Below are 20,218 nucleotides of genomic sequence, written 5' to 3'. Positions count from 1 at the left end.
AACGCTGCGTAGGTCCGCACTTTCCGGGGTATGCGTTTTTTGCAGCGGGGAGATTACCGGCGGAGAGATTGTGATGTTGCAGCGAATTGTTTCGGCTCTGGCAGCGTTGGTCTTGGCACTCGGACTCGGGTTCATCGTCAGCAGCAACGCTGTTGCTGCACCCACGCCCATGGGTGGTGGTTCGGGCATCATCATCGACAATCAGCTGGTCTGTACGTTGACCACTATCGGTCACGACAACGGCGGCAGACTCGTGGGTATCACCGCAGGTCACTGCGGTGGTCCTGGATCGTTCGTGATCCCGGAAAGCAACGAGGACGCAGGCGTGGTCGGCACGTTCGTCGAGTCGAACCCGGACCTGGACTACGGGGTCATCCAGTTCGATCCGGGCAAGGTCACACCAGTTCGAACGGTGGGCGCGGCAACCATCACCTCGATCGGCGCTCCGGCCAGCTTCCCGGCTACAGCCTGCAAGGAAGGCCGTACGACGGGCACGACCTGCGGCGTCGTCTGGGGAGACCTGAGCGCCGACGCATCCACCTGGACTCAGATCTGCGTCGACCACGGTGATTCGGGAGCCCCGGTCACGGTCGGGACGACGCTGGTCGCGATGGTCAACGCCTACCTCTGGGTGCCGTGCCTGGGGCCGGAACTCGGCACCAACATGACCTCCATCGTGGACACGATCAATGCCCACGGAGGTGTCGGCGCCGGGTACCGGCCGATCTAGCGGCGGGCTGGGATCAGCCGCACACTGCTCCACCCGAGGCTGATCCCACGAGCTTGGAGTACTTGGCCAACACACCACGTGTGTAGCGAGGCGGCAACGGCTCCCAGCCCTTCTTGCGGGCTTCCAATTCGGAGTCGTCGACCAACAATTCGAGTTGTCCGGTACCCACGTCGAGCCGGATCTGATCGCCGTCGCGAACGAACGCGATGGGACCGCCGTCGACGGCCTCGGGCGCAACGTGTCCGACACACAGGCCGGTGGTGCCGCCCGAGAATCGTCCGTCCGTCAGCAGCAGGACGTCCTTGCCGAGACCCGCGCCCTTGATCGCGCCCGTGATGGCCAGCATCTCGCGCATGCCGGGACCACCCTTCGGGCCTTCGTAGCGGATGACGACAACGTCACCGCCGGTGATGGTGCCGTCCTCGAGAGCATCCATCGCGGCGCGCTCGCGTTCGAAAACCCGTGCAGTGCCGACGAATACATCAGACTCGAATCCTGCCGACTTGACCACCGCGCCGCCGGGCGCGAGTGACCCCTTCAAGATCGTGATGCCTCCGGTCGGGTGAATGGGCTTGTTCATCGCCCGCAGGACCTTGCCGTCCGGATCGGGCGGGGTGATGTGCGCGAGATTCTCCGCCACGGTCTTACCGGTGACGGTCAGGCAATCTCCGTGCATGAGTCCCGCGTCGAGTAATGCCTTCATGATCACGGGGACGCCGCCGATACGGTCGACGTCCGTCATGACGTGCTTTCCGAAAGGCTTGACGTCGGCGAGGTGCGGGACCTTCGCGCCGACGCGAGCGAAGTCGTCGAGCGTCAGCGGGACGTACGCTTCGTGCGCGATCGCGAGGAGATGGAGCACCGCATTGGTGGATCCGCCGAATGCCATGACTACTGCAATGGCGTTCTCGAACGCTTCCTTGGTGAGGATGTCCCTCGCGGTGATACCTCGACGCAGGAGTTCGACAACGGCTTTGCCGCTCTCGCGGGCGAAGCCGTCGCGGCGACGATCCGGTGCGGGCGGTGAAGCGCTGCCGGGCAGCGACATTCCCATGGCCTCGGCGGCGCTCGCCATTGTGTTTGCCGTGTACATGCCGCCGCACGCGCCTTCGCCCGGGCAGATCGCCCGTTCGATGGTGTCGACGTCGGCGCGGCTCATCAGCCCACGCGAGCAGGCGCCAACCGCCTCGAACGCGTCGATGACGGTGACTTCCCGCTCACTGCCGTCGGAAAGTTTGGCGACGCCGGGGAGGGTGGAGCCGGCGTAGAGGAACACGCTGGCGAGGTCGAGGCGGGCCGCCGCCATCATCATGCCGGGCAACGACTTGTCGCAGCCGGCGAGAAGGACCGATCCGTCGAGACGCTCGGCCTGCATGACGGTCTCGACGCTGTCCGCGATCACTTCACGGGAGACGAGGGAGAAGTGCATGCCCTCGTGCCCCATCGAAATGCCGTCGGAGACGGAGATAGTGCCGAATTCGAGAGGGAACCCGCCGGCTTCCCGTACGCCCTCCTTGACGGCCTTGGCCAGGCGATCGAGGGACAGGTTGCATGGCGTGATTTCGTTCCAGGACGAGGCGACGCCGATCTGCGACTTGACCCAGTCGTCGTCGCCCATTCCTACTGCACGCAACATGCCGCGCGCTGCGGTCTTTTCGAGTCCGTCGGTGACGTCACGACTTCTGGGCTTGATGTCGGGTTCGGTCATTTTCCAAGCATAGGCGTCAGCGGGGTGTGTTTCCGGCAGACGAGCGACTCGACTTGCCGACAAACGCCGTCCGTCGTGAATAGACTCGTCGTATCGGTGTGGATGACTTTCTTTGCCGCTCTGCTGATACTGCCCATCCTGTTCGGCGCGTTGATCGCAGGCTATTCCGCGTTCTCCGAGGTCGACGGGTCCGAGGCTCTGCTTCCGCCGGCGTTCTGGATCCTGATCGCGGCCGGGGGTGCACTCGGCGGTTACATCGGAGTCAAGGTCGGTGTGGTTCGAGGCTCGGCCCTCGATTACCGGTTGTAATCGGGATCGACTCGATCAAACTTCCAGAGAAGCGCAGGCGAAGCCTGGGTGAACATCCCGAAGCTCTCTTGAACGCCCGTTCAGGTGCGGGTTCACTCCTAGCGTGCACACGAATGCCTTCGATCGAATATCCAGACGTGGCCTGCTGCAGGGATCGGCGGCCCTCGCCGGCGCAGTAGGTCTCGGTGTCGCTTCGGCGAGCCACGCCGGTGCCGAGGTTCCGGGTGGCAGCCCGGGCTTCGCGCACGGCGTGGCATCCGGTGACCCGTTGCCGGATGCGGTGATCATCTGGACCCGCATCACCCCGACGGCAGACGCGACGCCCGGTTCCGGCGTCGGGCCGGCGGTGACTCTCAACTGGCAGGTCGCGACCGATGAGGGGTTCGCGAGCGTCGTTGCGTCCGGAAGTGTTGCTGCTTCGGCGGATTCCGATCACACCGCGAAGGTCGACGTCACCGGACTCGATTCGTCGACGACGTACTGGTACCGATTCACTGCGGGTTCGGCTGTTTCTCCGGTGGGCCGCACCCGTACGGCTCCGTCGAACTCGGCAGATCTCGATCGTCTCCGCTTCGGCGTGGTGTCCTGCTCCAATTGGGAGGCGGGGTATTTCGGTGCCTATCGTCACCTCGCATTCCGCGAAGACCTCGACGCGATCATCCACCTCGGTGACTACATCTACGAGTACGGGCAGGGGGAGTACGGCGCGAGAAACGGATCCGTTCGCCTTCACGAGCCGGCCCACGAGATCATTTCGCTGGCCGACTACCGAATTCGGCACGCGCAGTACAAGACAGACCCGGATCTGGCAGCTCTGCACCTGAAGCTCCCGTTCATCACCACGTGGGACGATCACGAATCGGCCGACAACGCGTACCGGGACGGCGCCGAAAACCACACTCCCGGTGTCGAAGGTGACTGGGCAGATCGAAAGGCCAACTCGGCCAAGGCATATTTCGAGTGGATGCCTGTCCGCCCGTCGGGTAGTGGTTCGAGCGTTCAGCTGTATCGTCGGTTCCGCTTCGGGAATCTGGCCGAGATCTCGATGCTCGATCTGCGTACTTACCGCGACGAGCAACCGACCATGAAGCAGGTCGACGATCCGTCGCGCACCATTACCGGACGCGCACAGATGGATTGGTTGACCAACGGAATCGTCACCTCCCCGACGCAGTGGAAGGTCGTCGGCAATCCGGTCATGATCACGCCCTGCGTGTTCCCGCCGCTGGAACCGGCGACCACCGCGGCGTTGACCGAACTGGTGGGTGTGCCGCAGGCCGGTGTCCCGTACAACACGGATCAGTGGGACGGGTACACCGCCGACCGCACCAGGCTTTTCGACGCGATCACCTCGAACGGTGTGGACAACACCGTCTTCATCACCGGTGACATCCACACGTCATGGGCCTGCGACCTACCGACCAACGCCGCCAACTATCCGGGTGGGCCGACCGTCGGCGCCGAGTTCGTCGTCCCGTCGGTGACGTCGCCCAATATCGACGACATGCTGAAAGTGCCACCGCGCACGGTAACCGTTGCGGCAGAAGAAGCATTCAAGGCCGTGAACCGCCACGTGCGGTACGTCGAACTGGATTCGCACGGCTACGGCGTATTCGAAATTGCCCGCGAAGGTACTCAGATGGACTGGTACTACGTCGACGATCTCACCAATCCGCAGAGCAATGCGCACTACGCCGTGAGCTACCGTCTTCCGGCAGGCGCGGGCAGTAGAGTCTCACCCACCTCGGCCGCCCTCGATCAGGCCTCGTACCGACCAGGAGTCGACCAGTGAGTATCGAAGTTTCGCGTCGTAGCGTTCTGATCGGTGGAAGTGTTGTCGCCGGAACGGCATTGCTCGGAACGCCCGCTCGCGCGAGTGTTCCCACCAGCGCCGGAATCCCAGACCTGGACGTGCATGTCATAGTCGTCGACGGCATGCGGCCGGACGAGCTGCGATCGGAGCTCACCCCGACGCTGACCGGGCTTGCGGCCGGCGGTATCCACTACCCGGACGCCAGCGCCATCACGATCGCAGAGACGCTGCCGAACCACACGGCGATGATGACGGGAGTGCTGCCGGCGCGTTCGGGCGTACCCGCCAACTCCGTCTACGATCCGGCCATCGACAAGAAGCGTGACCTCGATCGGCCTTCCGACCTGCAGGCATCGACGGTTCTGGATCGGGTACGCACCGAACTCGGATTGACCACTGCGAGTGTGCTGTCGAAGCGCTACCTTCACGGGCTGTTCGGTGACCGCGCCTCACTGGTGTGGGATCCGCAGCCGCTCGTTCCCGGTACCGAGCATGCGCCGGACAACTTCACGATCGACGCCTTGATCCGTATCGTCGGCGGGAACTCGCCGCGGCTGTCATTCACCAACCTCGGTGACGTCGATCGGGTCGGGCACCTGGATCTGTCCGGTCCGTCCATCCGGATCGCTCGCACGGCTGCACTTCAGAACACCGACAACCAGGTTCGCCGCTTCGTCGACTTCCTTCATGACACGGGTCGCTGGAATCGGAGCATTCTGATCGTGTTGGCCGACCACTCGATGGACTGGTCGGAGCCCGCGCGGCTCATCGGCTTGGATCGACCGCTGAACGCGGACCCGTTGCTGGCAGGCAAGATTCGAATCGCCCAGAACGGTGGCGCAGACCTGATCTACTTCGTCGGACCCGATGGCGAACGGGCGGAAGCCGTCAGCCGGATTCAGCAGATCGTGGATGGTGTGGACGGCGTCGAATCCAGCCACCTCCCCGCCGAATTCGATCTCGGCACCAATGCCGGTGACGTCGTTGCGTTTTGCGCTCAGGGCTGGCGGTTCAGTGATCCGACTCCACTGTCCAACCCGATTCCCGGCAACCACGGCCACTTCGTGACACTGCCCATTCCGTTCTTCCTCAGCGGCGGACATCCCGCTCTGGACGGTGGACGGAAGATCGACACGCAGGCTCGCACGATCGACGTCGCGCCGACGGTTGCGGCTCTGCTCGGCCTCGGTGCACCTGCCGGCGGCTGGGACGGCGTCGCCCGCACGACGGGTGTGTCGCTGAACGTCTAACGAGGATCGCGACCGGTCAGGGCAATCAGTCTGTCCTGCAACGACGCATCGTCCGGGAGGTCGACGGGATCGGAGAAGAGTCCGCTCTCGGCGAGCATGTCGCGCTGCCCGTCGAGGTCGGACCAGACGGCCTCGACGAGGTCTGGATCGAGCCGCTCGTCTGCTCCGACCGCTCGCGCAAGGTCCCAGGTGTGGATCGTGACGTCCGAGGTCTGCTGGCGCAGATAGGGTTCCACCTTCACCGTGCCGTACGAGAGGTGAACGTGGGCACTGAGGTCCGTCGATTTCCACGCTTTGATTGCGGCATCGGAGTACTTCTGCCATTCGGTCCACAGGTCGTCCCCGACGGGAACGATGTCCGGTGTCGCCTCGCCGACCGTCAGTCCGGCCAGGAGCGGCGGTACCCACTGCTGCTCCTCGATGACGTGGCGGACGAGGTGTTCGACGTGCCAGTCGGAGTCGGGCGTGGGTGCGTTCCAGTCCTCGACCGCAGCGAGTCGTGAACCGAATTCGCGGTGGGCGGTGAGTACGAGTTCGAGCCAATCGAATGCCATCACTCGAGGGTAACCCGATCAGCGTGACGTTAATCGGTGCGTGAGGCTTCGATTCGGTGAAGACTGTCGGGGTTGTCGCTCAGTCGAATCGAGGAGTTTTCATGACCGTCCCCACCGTCACTCTGGCCGAAGGTCTCACTGTCAGCGCCCAGGGATACGGCGCGATGTCCGTCGCCCCGGTCTACGGCCCGGTGGATCCGGCCGAGGCGCTCGCCACGCTGCACCATGCGGTGGACATCGGGATCACGTTCATCGACACCGCCAACGTGTACGGCGAGGGCTCGAGTGAGCGTGCGGTGGGAGAGCTTCTCAAAGACCGCCGGGACGAAGTGCAGTTGGCGACCAAGTTCGGTCTGGTCGGCAACATCGCCAACGGTCAGCGCGGGATCAACGGAGACCCGGCTTACGTGTCGCGGGCACTCGACGAGTCTCTGGGACGACTCGGCGTCGATCATGTCGACCTCTACTACTTGCACCGGGTCGACCCGAACGTGCCGATCGAAGACACCGTCGGCGCGATCGCGGAGCAGGTGAAGGCGGGCAAGGTCCGCAACATCGGACTGTCCGAGGCTACCGGTGGCGAACTGCGTCGTGCGTACGGGGTACATCCGATCGCGGCGATCCAGTCGGAATGGAGCATCTGGAGCCGTGACGTCGAGAACAAGGTAGTACCCACCGCGGCGGAACTCGGAGTCGGGTTCGTGCCCTTTTCACCTGTGGGCCGAGGCTTCTTGGCGGGATCGTTCGATGCGGCGACGCTCAGTGACAACGACCTACGCCGACGCTTCCCCCGCTTCTCGGACTCCGCACTTCCCGCCAATCAGAAGGTTCTCGACGTGGTCCGCGCCGTCGGTGAGGAGCTCGGCGCGACGCCTGCACAGGTTTCCCTGGCATGGCTCGATGCCAAGGGCCGCCAGTACGGGTTGCCTTCCGTTTCGATTCCCGGCACTCGGTTCGCTGCACGAGTCACCGAAAACGCCGGAGCGTTGGACATCGTTTTGAGCGAAGACCAGATCGCTCGCCTCGACTCCCTCGCCGCGATCACCGAAGGCTTCCGTTCGGCTGATTTGAATTGGGTCTCTCAGGGCCGCGAATAATCATGTCCTGAGCCTTGCGAAAGACAGGAGTAACATACAGACCCGATGAAAAAAGTGTGGTTGGTCTGGGGTGTCGGTGTTTTTGCCTACGTGATCGCCGTGCTTCACCGCACTTCGTTCGGTGTCTCGGGTCTGTCTGCTGCTGATCGGTTCTCGATCTCGCCCAGCGTTCTGTCGAGCTTCGTCGTGCTGCAGATCGTTGTGTACGCCGGCATGCAGATTCCGGCGGGAGTCCTCCTCGACCGCTACGGTTCGCGGATCATGATCGCAGTCGGTGCGTTCATCATGATGTCCGCGCAGTTGGCTCTCGCCTTCACCGAATCGCTGCCCGTCGCGATCGGTGCACGTATTGCCGTCGGTGCCGGGGATGCACTCACCTTCATCTCGGTGTTGCGGTTGGTACCGCAGTGGTTCCCGCCCCGGCAGGTGCCGTTGGTCTCGCAGTTCACGGGCATCCTCGGTCAGCTGGGCCAGGTGATGTCTGCGCTTCCGTTCATGTTGCTGTTGTCCGGACCGGGCTGGACTTTTGCCTACGGCAGCGCTGCCGCTGTCGGACTGTTGGCGTTTGCGCTGGCGTTGAGTGTCATCCGCGACGCGCCTCCCGGTGCCGACGTGGTCGCCGTGCCGGCCGGCGCCAAGGAGATCGGGCGACAGATCAAGACGGTGTGGATGCGGCCCGGCACCCGACTCGGGTTCTTCAGCCACATGGGGACTCAGTTCTCGATCACGACGTTCGCGCTGCTGTGGGGTGTGCCGTACCTGAAATCGGCTCAAGGCCTCGACTCCACGACGGTCGGCTCGCTGCTGACGCTGTCAGTCATCTCGGCAATCGTGGCCGGCCCGATCCTCGGTATTCTCACCGGTCGCTATCCCATGCGTCGATCGTGGTTGGTTCTCACCATCATGGTCGCCAGCGCGCTCATGTGGACGATCGTGCTTTCACGAAGCGAACCGTCTCCGCTCTGGTTGTTGACGATCCTGGTGGTCGTCATCTCGGTGGGTGGACCGGGTTCGGTGATCGGCTTCGACTACGCGCGTACGTCGAACCCGAGTTCGGCGATGGGCACCGCGCAAGGCATGGTCAACATCGGGGGATTCCTCGCTTCCCTCATCGTGATTCAAGTGATGGGCGTCATCCTCGGACACATGGGCGGGTACACGTTCGACGGATTCCGTGTCGCCTGGATGGTGCAATATCCGGTTTGGATTCTCGGTATCGTCGGTGTGCTCGTCACCCGAGGCAAAGCCCGGCGAGCCCTCGCAGCAGAAGGCGTACACGTACGGCCGATTCGCGAAGTCATTCGTCGCAACAAATAACTCGATCGCATCGGGTAATTCATCCCCTGCGGGTGAGGTTCCCAAGCGTCCGAGCCACCAGGCTTGATGGATGAACGACGCAATGAACATCGGACCGGTCGAGCTCGTGGTGCTGGCATTCCCAGGTTCAACTGTGGATCCTGAAGCTGTCGCCGCGCTGCAGAACGTGGTGGAACGAGGTTTTGTCACTCTGCTCGACCTCGTGTACATCGCCAAGGACGCGGACGGACAGGTGTCGCAGATCGACGTCGACGAAGATCTCACCGACATCGGACTGGCGATTCTGTCCATCGAAGCCAAGGCATTGATCAGTGACGAGGACCTGGACGTGGTCCGTGAGTCACTCGAACCAGGAACGTCCGCCGCAGTCATCGTCTACGAGCAGACGTGGGCGCGTGAGCTCGCGTCGACGGTTCGCGGTGGCGGCGGCGACGTAGTCCTTCACGTTCAGATACCGCGCGAGGTAGTCGTCGCAGCGGTCGAAGCAGCATTTCAGTAGCGACAATTACCCAAGGAGTTCGGCATGGTTTTTCGAGGTGGACGCAGAGGGCGGCCGGGGTTGCTCGGCACGGTGGCGCGCACGGCGGTAGTGGCTGGAACCGCAAAGGCGACGTCCAACGCCATGGATCGACGGAGTCAACGAAAGGCCAGCGAGCAGCAGCAGGAATATCAGCAGGAGTACCAGCAGCAACAGCCGCCGCCGCAGCAGCAGGTCGCCCCCGTGCAGTCCGTTCCCCCTTCCGGCGCGGACGATCTGGTCTCCAAGCTGCAGGAGTTGGGACAGCTTCATCAGTCCGGCGTGTTGACCGATGCCGAGTTCGCGGCGGCAAAGGCACAGTTGCTGAGCTAGCCCTGCTGTTCTCTTCAATTGCGGCAATGCGCATTGCCGCAATTCGGCGTGAAAGGCTGACTTATGATCGACCCACGTGCGGCATCGGCCGCAATCGAAGCCGCGAACGCCCGAGTCGCCGAGACTCTACCGTTCTCCGACGACGCCGACTTCACCGAGGCGAAGCGGGGTTTCGTCGCCGCACTCGATCCGGGGCTGGTTTCCGATTCGGACGGAAAAGTCCTGTGGAACAACGATTCCTACGCGTTCCTTGACGAGGACTGCCCGCCAACGGTCAATCCGAGCTTGTGGCGTCAGTCGAAGTTGGTCGCCAAGCAGGGACTCTTTGCGGTGACGGATTCGATCTATCAGATTCGCGGACTTGATCTGTCGAACATGACGTTGACCGAGGGAGATACCGGAATCATCGTCATCGATCCACTGATCTCCCGGGAAACCGCTGCCGCTGGTCTCGCGTTGTATCGGGAGCATCGTGGTGATCGACCGGTTGTCGCGGTGATCTACACGCATTCGCACATCGACCACTTCGGCGGGGTCAAAGGAGTGACCACCGACGACGACGTCGCCGCCGGGCGATGCGTGATCGTCGCACCCACCGGGCTCGTGGAGCACGCGGTCGAGGAAAACGTCTATGCGGGAACGGCAATGGCTCGACGCGCGGCCTACATGTACGGGGCGGCCTTACCCCGAGGTCCCCGAGGTAGCGTCGGAGCCGGGTTGGGGCAGACCACCTCAACCGGCACACCGACGCTCATTTCGCCGACGGTGTCGATCTCGAAGACAGGTCACACGGAGACGATCGACGGCGTTCGGATCGAATTCCAGATGACGCCCGGAACCGAGGCCCCGTCCGAGATGAACTTCTACTTCCCGGATTTGCGCGCACTGTGTATGGCGGAGAACGCAACTCATACTCTCCACAACCTGCTCACGCTTCGCGGTGCCCTGGTACGAGATCCTCATGTCTGGTCTGCGTACCTGACGGAATCGATCAATCGTTACGCCTCACGATCCGACGTTCTGTTTGCGTCCCACCACTGGCCGACGTGGGGGACCGAACGGCTCACCGAGTTCCTGTCATTGCAGCGCGACCTCTACGGGTACCTTCACGATCAGACACTTCGTCGAATCAATCAGGGGTGGACCGGTCTCGAGATCGCCGAATCGATCGAGCTGCCAACTGCATTGGCGCAAGCGTGGCACACGCACGGGTACTACGGTTCCGTCAGTCACAACGTCAAAGCCATCTACCAGCGATACATGGGTTGGTTCGACGGTAACCCTGCGCATCTGTGGGAGCATCCACCCGTCGAATCGGCCAAGCGTCACGTGGAGTTCATGGGCGGATCAGCAGAAGTGTTACGGAAAGCTCGGGAATCGTACGAGCGCGGCGACTTTCGCTGGGTTGCGCAGGTGGTGAACTACGTGGTCTTCGCTGAACCGGACAACGTCGAGGCCAAGAATCTGCAGGCCGATACCTTCGAGCAACTCGGGTACGGCGCCGAGAACGGCACATGGCGGAACTTCTACCTCACCGGTGCATACGAACTGCGCAACGGCTCAGTGGGGACGCCCACGGTTGCCGCGGCGCCCGACATCACCGCAGCGCTGTCGGTAAGTCAAGTCTTCGATGCAGTATCGCTGCGCGTGGATGGAGTGCGCGCAGCGGGCTCGCACATCGTCGTCGATTGGAACATCACTGACGAAAACATCGTTCACCGAACGGAACTCAGCAACGGAGTTCTGATCCATTTCGACGTGGAAGGTGGGTCTGCAGATGCTGGGTCTGTGGATGCGATGTTCAGTTTGAGTCGGCGCGACTTACTCGGTGTGCTGCTCGGTGGTGTGGACTTGGGTGCCGAGATTGCGAATGGAACCATCTCGGTTTCCGGCGACGCGGCGAAGCTCGCAGAACTTGCCGGATACCTCGACGAGCCGGATCCGAACTTTGCGATAGTCACTCCGACCTAGCGCTGTATCAGTCGTGAACGAGCCTGTACTTCAACAGGTCTCGAGTCGCGCACCTTTTTGAAGTTGTCCGTTTTGTCTCTGGTTCTCGAAAGTATGTTCGATTAAACTTTGAGCATGGACAGTCGGGAAGCGTGGCAACTGGATGGCGAGGACCTCAAGAGTGAGGTTCTCGATCTGGTGCGCGCCCGACACGAGTTGCAGTCGCGGATGGTGTTGCTGATCGTGGAGATGTTTTCCCGGGACGTTCTTGGCGGGAGGGGTTTTCGGGCGATCGCTCAGTGGTTGCATGGTTCGACGAATCTGGAGATCGGTGAGTGCAGTCTGCTGGTCGGGTTGGCGCGGTTGTTGATGCTCGAACCTGTTGTCGGCGATGCGTTTCACCGCGGGGATGTTGATGCGTTGAAGGCGCGGCAGGTGGCGTCGTTTTGTCAGCATCCACCGAAGAACATGACGCCGGCGGATGTGGACAAGGCCCGCGGGATCCTGCTTGGCCTGGCGTCGAAGAACATTGCCGATTGTGATGCGGTGCGGGCGGCGATCCGGCGGATCGAGAAGCAGTACGGCAAGCGTGAGGACGGTGTTCCGGTGGGTGAGGATTCGGAGCGTAACGAGTTCTATGCCTCGAAAGGTTTGTACGGGCGCGTGTCGGTGAAGGGCGACCTAGATGCTGTGAACGGGGCGCGTCTGATTACGTTGTTGTCGAGTCTGTCTGCGCCGACGCCGGAGAAGGACGGCGTGAAGGACACGCGTACTCCGGCATTACGGCGTGCGGACGGGTTCTGCGAACTACTGCGGCGGTACGAGCGGGCGGGGTTGGGTCCGATCGAAGGCGGAGTGAAACCGCACATCACGGTGACCGCGTCGGCGAAAGACATGACCGACCTCAAAGCGTTGAAGGACCTCCTGCCGTCCACCGAAGAACTGGGTTTCGCGTGGACGGATTGGGTGGGTCCGATCAGTATCGACACGGCCCGGATGTTGGCGTGCGACTGCACGGTCACCCGGATCTTGTTGGACGAGAGTGGTGTTCCGCTCGACTGCGGTAAGGAAGCGCGAACGGCGACGGTTCCGCAGCGGCGGGCTCTTGCGGTTCGTGATGGTGGGTGTGCGTTTCCGGGGTGCGGGACTCCGTCGGGGTGGTGCGATGCCCATCATATTGTTCACTGGGGTGATGGTGGCCCAACGGATCTCGATAATCTGATTCTGTTGTGCGGTCATCATCATCGGACGCTGCATCACACCGAGTGGCGGGTCGAGATCGGACCGGATCGGAAATCGGTGTTCTATCCACCGATGTCGGTTGATCCGTATCAGCATCCGATCGGCGGGAACAGTCCGCCCACCGCGGCGTGAATCGCGACAACTGAAGACGTGAGCACCGGGGCACAACCATGCCCTGGTGCTTGCTCAATCCAGTATTTACTCAAGACAACGTGATGTCGGCAATCAGGCCGTGGTGATCGGATCCCTCGATCTCGATCCGTTCCAAGGATGTCGCCACGGCGCCTTTCGTGATGATGTGGTCGATACCGACCACCGCCGGATACCGCTTGTCGGTCGGATAGGTCGGGATCAGGCCGGAACCCAATTGGTCGGCGGCGCTGGTGTATCCGTTCGTGAGAAGATTCCGGAACTGTTTGTTCGAGTACGACGCGTTGAAGTCGCCGCTCACTATCACGTTGTCCCGTCCGGCGACTTTGTCCATGTAAGACCCAAGCCTTCGCTGCTCGTCCGCCCACACCGAAGGCGGTGAGATGTACGCCGGTGCCGGATGCACGGCGAACAATGTGACTGGCTGCGCCAAGCCGACATTCAGTTCTGCGGACAGCGTTTCGGGTGAGAATCCGTCGAGGCTACGCGGATTGGAGAGTGGAAAGCGACTGTAGATTCCTGCCCCGCCACCACCGTCGGTGTACGGGACGAGGAATTGGTGGCTCAGAACCTCGTCAAGCCCGGCGGCTTTGAGCGCGTCGGCTTCCTGGTACGTCAACTCCTGGACCGTCACCACGTCGACCTCGCGTTCGCGGACCATCGCCACAAGCGACTCCGGATCCGCTGCACCGACCATCAAGTTGGCCTGCATGATTCGAATCGATGGACCGTTCGCAGACGTCGACTCCCCAGTTCCGCCGATGTACAGCGGGCTCACAGACCATCCGAACAACCCAAGGACGAGGATCGAGGCGGCGCACACGATCCACTGACGCCCGATACCCGAGACGACGGCACCGATCAGCGGAGCAATCATCAACAAGGGCGCCACTGACGCCAGAACGATCACGATGTTGTGATCGACGTCCAACTGAGTTGCGATCAAGGCAACCAAACCAGTCACGATGCCGGCCACACCGGCCACGGCCGAAAGGCGGCGAAGAACCAGTCGACGAGGGGTCACGGCATCGGGTTGCATGACGTCCATGGAAGCAGAAGAGCGTCGTAGCTCCGGGAAACTGCAGGTGGAGTCGGTGCGCCCTATTGTTTGCGCCCTATTGTTGCGGATACGGAAGGTGGCTGCTGCTGTTCTCACTGACGGAGATCGAGCGGCCGAGTTGGGGGAAGGCGCGTTGAGAGCACGCTGGCCTGTCACAGACTTTGCACCCCGCGCCGATCGGCACGATGGTCGCGGGGTCGTCCGTCTGAATTCCGTGTGAGTAGACCATGCGATCGGCGTAGCCGATGTCGCAACCGAGTCCGACGGCGAAGTTGCGCTCGGGTGCGAGGTACCCGAGTCCGCCGCTGTGGGTAGTGCGCGCCACCCAGAGGTATGTCCGGCCGTCGGGCATCTTCGCGACCTGAGTGAGGATGCGACCTGGGCTCGCGAATGCCTCGTGGATGACCCACAGCGGGCAGCTGCCTCCGACTCTGGAGAAGTGAAAGGCGGTAGCAGACTGACGCTTCGAGATGTTTCCGGCGCGATCGGTTCGGACGAAGAAGAAAGGGATGCCGCGTTGGCCGTGTCGTTGGAGAGTGGACAACCGGTGGCAGACTGTCTCGAAGCCGACCTCGAACCTGAGGCTGAGCAGGTCGATGTCGTACCGCAAGGCCTCAGCGGATTGCAGGAATTGGGTGTACGGGAGTAGCAGTGCGCCGGCAAAGTAGTGTGCGAGTCCGACGCGAGCCAGCGCTGCGGACTCGGCGCTCAATGATTCATCCTCGGCGACAAGGGAATCGATCACGTCGGCCTGCGTGAAGAAGGCCAACTGCATTGCGATCTGGAACGCGCGTTGTCCTGCCGACAGACGACGGGCGAGTGTGAGGACCGACTTGTTCGGATCGTAGTAACGCTTGGGGCCGAGCTTGTCGGGTTCGTCGTTACGGATCGTCACGGTGACGCCGTGCTGATCGCGAAGTAGTCGTGCCAGTTGCAAATCCACTGCGCCCACGGACAATCCGTTGTCCAGAAACATCTGCTCGGCAGCGTCGTCCAGAACGGCGATGTGATTCTTTCGGTCGTAGAAGAAGTCCCGAACTTCCTCGTAGGGCATCGGTACGAGTGACACATCGGACGCTGGTTCGCCGGACAACTGCGTCGAGAACTGGTCCAACTGCTCTGTCGCGGCGTGAAGGCGGCGGTGCAACATCACGAGGGTGCGTCCGACCGCCGGCATGCGGGCCACCAATTCGTCCACCTCGGCCAGAGATACGTCTCCAGATTCCGAAGTTTCGGCCAAGGCGTGATGAACGTCCGCAACCAGGCGTGCGTCGGAATCGGAGGCGAAGAATTGCACGTCGAGATCGAACTCGGCGTTGAGCTTGAGAAGGACGGGCACCGTCAGCGGTCGTTGATCGTTCTCCAGTTGATTGACATAGCTGGGGGAGAGTTCGAGTGCCTTCGCCAGTGCGGACTGTGACAGGTTTCGTTCCTCCCGCAGCCGTCGCAGCCGCGCTCCCGCGTACATCTTCTTCATCGAATCTCCTCGGTGCCGATCGCGTTCACCCTACCGAGAAGCTATTCGCAACATTCGCAACATTGCAGCATTGTCATTGCACAAATAGGCAATTGCGAGGGCCTATCCCGAGGTGAATGAGCTGCGTAGCGTGCAAATAGATACCGAAGAACGTGAGAAGAGGACCGATGAAGACGCATCTCGTACGCACTCACCGCTCTGCCGAAGAGTTCCCCAAGGAAGACCACCTCGCGTGGAAGATCGCGGAAGTTGCGACGGATTCCGTCGACGTCACCGACGCCACATCCGACATGATCGTCAACCGGATCATCGACAACGCGGCAGTTGCCGCAGCTTCCCTGGTGCGCCGTCCCGTGGTGAATGCGCGGGCGCAAGCACAGTCGCATCCGTATACGCCGGGCTCCACCGTGTTCGGTATCCCCGGTACGTTCTCTCCTGAATGGGCCGCCTGGGCCAACGGTGTCGCGGTTCGTGAACTCGATTTCCACGACACGTTCCTCGCCGCCGAGTACTCGCACCCCGGTGACAACATCCCGCCGATCCTCGCCGTCGCTCAGCACACCGGCCGTGACGGTCGAGACCTGATTCGTGGTCTGGCGACCGGCTACGAGATCCAGATCGACCTGGTTCGGGCTATCTGCCTGCACGAGCACAAGATCGACCACGTCGCACACCTCGGCCCCTCGGCTGCGGCAGGTATCGGAACTTTGCTGGGCCTGGGCACCGAGACGGTCTACCAGGCAATCGGCCAGGCGCTTCACCTCACGACGGCGACACGTCAGTCCCGCAAGGGCGAGATCTCCAGTTGGAAGGCGTACGCGCCTGCGCTGGCAGGCAAGGTTGCCGTAGAGGCGGTCGACCGCGCGATGCGCGGTGAGGGCGCACCGTCACCGATCTGGGAAGGCGAAGACGGCGTCATCGCCTGGCTACTCGGTGGCCCGGACAAGGAGTACCACGTTCCGCTACCCGGTTCGGGTGAGGCGAAGCGCGCCATCCTCGACTCGTACACCAAAGAACACTCCGCGGAGTACCAGAGCCAGGCGCCGATCGACCTCGCTCGCCGAATGCGTTCTCGTGTCGGTGATCTCGACCAGATCGCGTCGATCGTCCTGCATACCAGTCACCACACCCACGTCGTCATCGGCACCGGTTCCGGCGATCCGCAGAAGTTCGACCCGACCGCCTCGCGTGAAACCCTCGACCACTCGGTGATGTACATCTTTGCCGTTGCGCTACAGGACGGTACGTGGCACCACGAACATTCCTACGCGTCCGAGCGTGCACAGCGCGCGGACACGATCGAGCTGTGGAACAAGATCTCCACGCGCGAAGATCCCGAATGGACACGCCGTTACCACTCGACGGATCCGGACGAGAAGGCTTTCGGTGCGCGCGCCGAGATCACCTTGAAGAGCGGCGAAGTCATCGTCGACGAGCTTGCGGTGGCCGATGCGCACCCGCTCGGCGCACGTCCGTTCGCTCGCGATCAGTACGTCGCGAAATTCCGCACCCTCGCCGAGGGCGTCATCGAGCCGAGCGAACAGGACCGCTTCCTCGATGCGGCTCAGCGCACCGCCGAATTGAAGGCAGGCGAACTCGATCAGCTGACCTTCACCGTTTCCGAAGACGTTCTCGCTCGAGCTCCCAAGGTCGCCAAGGGACTTTTCTGATGTCGGGCCTCATCGCAGCAGCGACGTCTGCAGCCGACAAGCGGATTGCCTTCCGGGCGGGGCTGACGTCCGGAAAGATTCAACGACTCCCGGGTGCGATCAATCCGCTGACAGCCAGACTGATTCAGGAAATCGGGTTCGAGGGTGTCTACGTTTCAGGTGGTGCGTACTCCGCCGGATTGGCGCTTCCCGACATCGGACTGACCACCTTGACCGAGGTCGCCGGCCACAGCAAGCAGATCGCGCGCGTCACGGACCTCCCGACGCTCGTCGACGCCGACACCGGTTTCGGTGAACCTATGAGCGCGGCCCGCACGGTCACGATCTTCGAGGACGACGGAATAGCCGGTCTGCACCTCGAGGATCAGATCAACCCCAAACGCTGCGGGCACCTCGACGGCAAAGCAATTGTGCCCACCGAAGACATGGTTCGCCGTGTTCGTGCTGCAGTGTCGGCGCGTCGTGACCCGAACTTCGTCATCTGCGCGCGCACCGATGCTGCCGGAATCGACGGTATCGACGCGGCGATCGAGCGAGCAAAGGCCTATGTGGATGCCGGTGCCGATCTGATCTTCACCGAAGCTCTTGCCACCGAGGCCGACTTCGAGAAGTTCCGCGCAGCGGTCGACACTCCGCTCCTCGCCAACATGACCGAGTTCGGGAAGTCGAGTCTCATTTCGGCGAAGACGTTGGAAGAGATCGGTTTCAACGCCGTCATCTACCCCGTGACCACCCTTCGGCTGGCGATGTTCGCTATCGAAAAGGGTCTGCGCGAGATTTTTGCGGAGGGCACGCAAGAAGGACTGCTCGGCGAAATGCAGCATCGCAGCAGGTTGTACGAGATTCTCGAGTACGAGCGCTACAACGAATTCGACAGTGGCATTTTCAATTTCAGCTTGGAGGGGAGTAGGACATGACCGAACAGATTCCGACGATCTACAAGGGCTTGGCCGGAGTTGTCGTCGATACGACGGCTATCTCCAAGGTAGTGCCCGAGACGAATTCGTTGACGTATCGCGGTTACGCAGTGCAGGACCTTGCCGCGAACTGCAGCTTCGAAGAAGTTGCGCACCTGCTCTGGTACGGCGAACTGCCGACTCCCGAGCAGCTCGAATTACTCTGCCTGCGTGAGCGTGCGGCCCGTCGTGCCGACCGCTCACTGCTCTCGCTTCTGACCAAGATGCCGGACAACTGCCACCCCATGGATGTTGTCCGCACGGCGATCAGCTACCTCGGCGCCGAGGATCCGGCGGAGGACGACAACTCGGAGAAGGCCAATCTGGCCAAGGCGCTGCGGATGACAGCTGTGCTGCCGACCATCGTCGCAGCCGATTTCCGCCGCCGGCGCGGTCAGGATCCCATCGCGCCGCAGTCGGATCTGGGTTTCGCCGAAAACTTCTTGAACATGTGCTTCGGTGCTGTTCCGGAGCCGGCGATCGTGAAGGCCTTCGAGGTCTCGCTGATCCTGTACGCGGAGCACTCCTTCAACGCCTCGACGTTCGCCGCTCGTGTTGTGACGTCCACACTTTCGGACATCTACAGCGCAGTGACCGCTGCTATCGGCACACTCAAGGGCCCGTTGCACGGCGGTGCAAACGAAGCTGTCATGCACGACATGCTCGAGATCGACGACCCCGACCGCGCCGAAGCCTGGATGTCGGAGAAGTTGGCTGTCAAGGAGAAGGTCATGGGCTTCGGGCACCGCGTCTACAAGAACGGTGATTCGCGTGTTCCGACCATGAAGCAGGCCCTCCTCGACGTCGCGGCAGCGACCGACGGCGAGAAGTGGGTGCAGATGTACGAGATCCTCGAGAAGACAATGGTCAGTGCCACCGGAATCAAGCCGAATCTCGATTTCCCCACGGGCCCTGCATATTTCCTCATGGGCTTCGACGTCGAGATGTTCACGCCGATCTTCGTGATGAGCCGCATCACCGGATGGACGGCGCACATCATCGAGCAGGGGCAGTCGAATGCACTGATCAGGCCGCTGAGCCAGTATTCGGGCGTGCCACAGCGCACAGTCGTGGCATGACACTTTTTGCTGTCGTGGCATGACACCCCTTTGATACTGCGTCGGCGAGGTTCGGTTCTGGCATCACCGTCTCCTGGCCTCGTCGACGCTTCTCCGTTCGCACTATCTGCAACTTTGCATCGAGAATTCGCAAAGATATTCAAGTGCAATGTGTTTCGGCTTTTCTCTACCGGAAATAACGTGAGTGTCATGACTGAAACGCACGAAGAAATCTTGATCATCCGTCGTGGCGAGACCCTCGACGTCGTGTTCAACCGGCCGGAAAAGCGCAACGCATTGACCCCGCAGATGTACGACGCCATTGCCGGAGCCTGCCGGCGCGCCGACTCCGACCGCGAGATTCGGTTACTCACTCTCCGAGGTGCTGGGGGAGAGGCGTTCTCGGCAGGCTCCGACATTGGCCACTTTCAAACCTTCTCGAGCTTTCAGGACGGGCTCGACTACGAAAGCCGGTTCGTTGGCGTACTGACCGAACTCGAGAAAGTGAGGGTTCCCACCCTCGCGGTCATCGACGGTGTGTGCGCGGGAGCAGGGCTGTTGCTGTCGGCAGCGTGCGATGTGCGGATCGCGACGCAGGGGTCACGCTTCTGCCTACCGATCGCGCGCACACTCGGAAACTCGTTGTCGATCCATTCCGTGGCGTTGCTGGCGGACAGGATCGGCAGTTCGCGTCTGATGTCGTTGATCGCTCGGGCTGGGGTGATGTCGAGTGGCGAGGCTCTGCGGAGCGGCTTCCTCAGCGACTGTGCAACAGAGTCCGAGTTCGCGACCCTGACTGCCCAGGTATCTCGCGATCTACTTGCCGCCGCCCCGATGACCGTCTGGACTATTCGGGAGTCCCTGCGACGCATCAGAACCCGAGTGATTGCCGACAACGATGATCTGATGAGCATGATCTACAGCAGTGACGACTTCAAAGCCGGCGTCGACGGTTTCCTTCGCGGGGAACGACCGGTGTGGGCCGGCGTGTAGTTCGGCGGTAGAACCACAGGCTTGCGTTGGAGCG

18 protein-coding genes are annotated in these 20,218 nt (G+C 62.1%); 14 read left to right on the top strand and 4 right to left on the bottom strand.

Going from position 1 to position 20,218, the window contains the following annotated elements:
* The first annotated feature begins 73 nt into the window (after positions 1 to 73).
* A complete protein-coding gene (locus QRN54_RS12475; RefSeq protein WP_007732621.1) occupies positions 74 to 730 on the top strand; it encodes a S1 family peptidase in 657 nt (218 codons plus the stop codon).
* A 13-nt stretch (positions 731 to 743) separates the two neighbouring features.
* On the opposite strand, the gene ilvD is transcribed toward QRN54_RS12475, so the two are convergent.
* On the bottom strand, positions 744 to 2,438 hold the full coding sequence (ilvD, locus tag QRN54_RS12470; protein WP_003940201.1) for a dihydroxy-acid dehydratase: 1,695 nt from the start codon (positions 2,436 to 2,438) through the stop codon (positions 744 to 746).
* Positions 2,439 to 2,513: 75 nt separating this feature from the next.
* Here ilvD and QRN54_RS12465 point away from each other — a divergent pair, with 75 nt between their 5' ends.
* The 3 genes from QRN54_RS12465 (at position 2,514) to QRN54_RS12455 (ending at position 5,810) form a co-directional block, all read left to right on the top strand.
* Entirely contained in the window at positions 2,514 to 2,747 is a 234-nt protein-coding gene (locus QRN54_RS12465) for a hypothetical protein (protein WP_285182086.1), read from the top strand.
* A gap of 103 nt (positions 2,748 to 2,850) precedes the next feature.
* Positions 2,851 to 4,539: an alkaline phosphatase D family protein gene (locus QRN54_RS12460; RefSeq protein WP_003939836.1), complete on the top strand. Its 1,689-nt coding sequence runs from the start codon at positions 2,851 to 2,853 to the stop codon at positions 4,537 to 4,539.
* Positions 4,536 to 5,810 (top strand): alkaline phosphatase family protein, encoded by a 1,275-nt coding sequence (locus QRN54_RS12455; RefSeq protein WP_058037682.1) that lies wholly within the window; start codon positions 4,536 to 4,538, stop codon positions 5,808 to 5,810. Before QRN54_RS12460 ends, QRN54_RS12455 begins: the two co-directional genes overlap by 4 nt.
* Here the strand turns inward: QRN54_RS12455 and QRN54_RS12450 are convergent.
* Positions 5,807 to 6,364 (bottom strand): TIGR03086 family metal-binding protein, encoded by a 558-nt coding sequence (locus QRN54_RS12450; RefSeq protein WP_042924783.1) that lies wholly within the window; start codon positions 6,362 to 6,364, stop codon positions 5,807 to 5,809. The two genes, QRN54_RS12455 and QRN54_RS12450, sit on opposite strands and share 4 nt — an antisense overlap.
* A 101-nt stretch (positions 6,365 to 6,465) precedes the next feature.
* Between QRN54_RS12450 and QRN54_RS12445 the strand changes: the two genes are divergently transcribed.
* The 6 genes from QRN54_RS12445 to QRN54_RS12420 all read left to right on the top strand — a co-directional run bounded on the left by QRN54_RS12445 (position 6,466) and on the right by QRN54_RS12420 (position 12,952).
* On the top strand, positions 6,466 to 7,461 hold the full coding sequence (locus tag QRN54_RS12445; protein ID WP_285182085.1) for an aldo/keto reductase: 996 nt from the start codon (positions 6,466 to 6,468) through the stop codon (positions 7,459 to 7,461).
* Between the two features lie 45 nt (positions 7,462 to 7,506).
* Positions 7,507 to 8,778, top strand: a complete 1,272-nt coding sequence (locus QRN54_RS12440; protein ID WP_007732605.1) for an MFS transporter — start codon at positions 7,507 to 7,509, stop codon at positions 8,776 to 8,778.
* A 70-nt stretch (positions 8,779 to 8,848) separates the two neighbouring features.
* On the top strand, positions 8,849 to 9,277 hold the full coding sequence (locus tag QRN54_RS12435; protein WP_007732604.1) for a DUF6325 family protein: 429 nt from the start codon (positions 8,849 to 8,851) through the stop codon (positions 9,275 to 9,277).
* Positions 9,278 to 9,301: 24 nt separating this feature from the next.
* Complete coding sequence (locus QRN54_RS12430) at positions 9,302 to 9,628, top strand: SHOCT domain-containing protein (protein WP_003939954.1); 327 nt, start codon at positions 9,302 to 9,304, stop codon at positions 9,626 to 9,628.
* Positions 9,629 to 9,691: 63 nt separating this feature from the next.
* Positions 9,692 to 11,599: an alkyl/aryl-sulfatase gene (locus QRN54_RS12425; protein ID WP_285182084.1), complete on the top strand. Its 1,908-nt coding sequence runs from the start codon at positions 9,692 to 9,694 to the stop codon at positions 11,597 to 11,599.
* Positions 11,600 to 11,713: 114 nt separating this feature from the next.
* The gene (locus tag QRN54_RS12420; protein ID WP_054781515.1) at positions 11,714 to 12,952 is read left to right on the top strand and encodes an HNH endonuclease signature motif containing protein; all 1,239 of its coding nucleotides are present in this window, start codon (positions 11,714 to 11,716) and stop codon (positions 12,950 to 12,952) included.
* 70 nt (positions 12,953 to 13,022) lie between these two features.
* On the opposite strand, the gene QRN54_RS12415 is transcribed toward QRN54_RS12420, so the two are convergent.
* Together QRN54_RS12415 and QRN54_RS12410 are read right to left on the bottom strand one after the other, a co-directional pair.
* Positions 13,023 to 14,018, bottom strand: a complete 996-nt coding sequence (locus tag QRN54_RS12415) for an endonuclease/exonuclease/phosphatase family protein (protein ID WP_050656987.1) — start codon at positions 14,016 to 14,018, stop codon at positions 13,023 to 13,025.
* Positions 14,019 to 14,085: 67 nt separating this feature from the next.
* Positions 14,086 to 15,507 carry a short-chain fatty acyl-CoA regulator family protein gene (locus tag QRN54_RS12410; RefSeq protein WP_285182083.1) on the bottom strand — a complete coding sequence of 474 codons (1,422 nt, stop codon included), beginning with the start codon at positions 15,505 to 15,507 and terminating at the stop codon, positions 14,086 to 14,088.
* 167 nt (positions 15,508 to 15,674) lie between these two features.
* On the opposite strand from QRN54_RS12410, the gene prpD reads away from it, so the two are divergent.
* The 4 genes from prpD to QRN54_RS12390 all read left to right on the top strand — a co-directional run bounded on the left by prpD (position 15,675) and on the right by QRN54_RS12390 (position 20,184).
* Positions 15,675 to 17,177, top strand: a complete 1,503-nt coding sequence (gene prpD, locus QRN54_RS12405; RefSeq protein WP_003939787.1) for a 2-methylcitrate dehydratase PrpD — start codon at positions 15,675 to 15,677, stop codon at positions 17,175 to 17,177.
* Complete coding sequence (gene prpB, locus QRN54_RS12400) at positions 17,177 to 18,094, top strand: methylisocitrate lyase (protein ID WP_099697539.1); 918 nt, start codon at positions 17,177 to 17,179, stop codon at positions 18,092 to 18,094. The genes prpD and prpB overlap by 1 nt, the downstream gene beginning before the upstream one ends.
* On the top strand, positions 18,091 to 19,212 hold the full coding sequence (locus QRN54_RS12395) for a bifunctional 2-methylcitrate synthase/citrate synthase (RefSeq protein WP_003939898.1): 1,122 nt from the start codon (positions 18,091 to 18,093) through the stop codon (positions 19,210 to 19,212). Before prpB ends, QRN54_RS12395 begins: the two co-directional genes overlap by 4 nt.
* A gap of 189 nt (positions 19,213 to 19,401) precedes the next feature.
* Positions 19,402 to 20,184, top strand: a complete 783-nt coding sequence (locus tag QRN54_RS12390; RefSeq protein ID WP_081558419.1) for an enoyl-CoA hydratase — start codon at positions 19,402 to 19,404, stop codon at positions 20,182 to 20,184.
* Positions 20,185 to 20,218: the final 34 nt, after the last annotated feature.

The organism is Rhodococcus sp. MEB032 (genome assembly GCF_030208925.1).
GTDB classification, from domain to species: domain Bacteria; phylum Actinomycetota; class Actinomycetes; order Mycobacteriales; family Mycobacteriaceae; genus Rhodococcus_F; species Rhodococcus_F qingshengii.
This window is presented reverse-complemented; position numbering and strand designations above follow the sequence as displayed.

What these genes read in the sequence shown, in the direction of transcription:
- QRN54_RS12415 (WP_050656987.1), bottom strand. Translation starts at nt 14,018, where the DNA reads ATGGACGTCATGCAACCCGATGCCGTGACCCCTCGTCGACTGGTTCTT.
- QRN54_RS12445 (WP_285182085.1), top strand. Translation starts at nt 6,466, where the DNA reads ATGACCGTCCCCACCGTCACTCTGGCCGAAGGTCTCACTGTCAGCGCC.
- QRN54_RS12440 (WP_007732605.1), top strand. Translation starts at nt 7,507, where the DNA reads ATGAAAAAAGTGTGGTTGGTCTGGGGTGTCGGTGTTTTTGCCTACGTG.
- ilvD (WP_003940201.1), bottom strand. Translation starts at nt 2,438, where the DNA reads ATGACCGAACCCGACATCAAGCCCAGAAGTCGTGACGTCACCGACGGA.
- prpD (WP_003939787.1), top strand. Translation starts at nt 15,675, where the DNA reads ATGAAGACGCATCTCGTACGCACTCACCGCTCTGCCGAAGAGTTCCCC.
- QRN54_RS12435 (WP_007732604.1), top strand. Translation starts at nt 8,849, where the DNA reads ATGAACGACGCAATGAACATCGGACCGGTCGAGCTCGTGGTGCTGGCA.
- QRN54_RS12475 (WP_007732621.1), top strand. Translation starts at nt 74, where the DNA reads ATGTTGCAGCGAATTGTTTCGGCTCTGGCAGCGTTGGTCTTGGCACTC.
- QRN54_RS12420 (WP_054781515.1), top strand. Translation starts at nt 11,714, where the DNA reads ATGGACAGTCGGGAAGCGTGGCAACTGGATGGCGAGGACCTCAAGAGT.
- QRN54_RS12395 (WP_003939898.1), top strand. Translation starts at nt 18,091, where the DNA reads ATGACCGAACAGATTCCGACGATCTACAAGGGCTTGGCCGGAGTTGTC.
- QRN54_RS12450 (WP_042924783.1), bottom strand. Translation starts at nt 6,364, where the DNA reads ATGGCATTCGATTGGCTCGAACTCGTACTCACCGCCCACCGCGAATTC.
- QRN54_RS12425 (WP_285182084.1), top strand. Translation starts at nt 9,692, where the DNA reads ATGATCGACCCACGTGCGGCATCGGCCGCAATCGAAGCCGCGAACGCC.
- QRN54_RS12430 (WP_003939954.1), top strand. Translation starts at nt 9,302, where the DNA reads ATGGTTTTTCGAGGTGGACGCAGAGGGCGGCCGGGGTTGCTCGGCACG.
- QRN54_RS12390 (WP_081558419.1), top strand. Translation starts at nt 19,402, where the DNA reads ATGACTGAAACGCACGAAGAAATCTTGATCATCCGTCGTGGCGAGACC.
- QRN54_RS12410 (WP_285182083.1), bottom strand. Translation starts at nt 15,507, where the DNA reads ATGAAGAAGATGTACGCGGGAGCGCGGCTGCGACGGCTGCGGGAGGAA.
- prpB (WP_099697539.1), top strand. Translation starts at nt 17,177, where the DNA reads ATGTCGGGCCTCATCGCAGCAGCGACGTCTGCAGCCGACAAGCGGATT.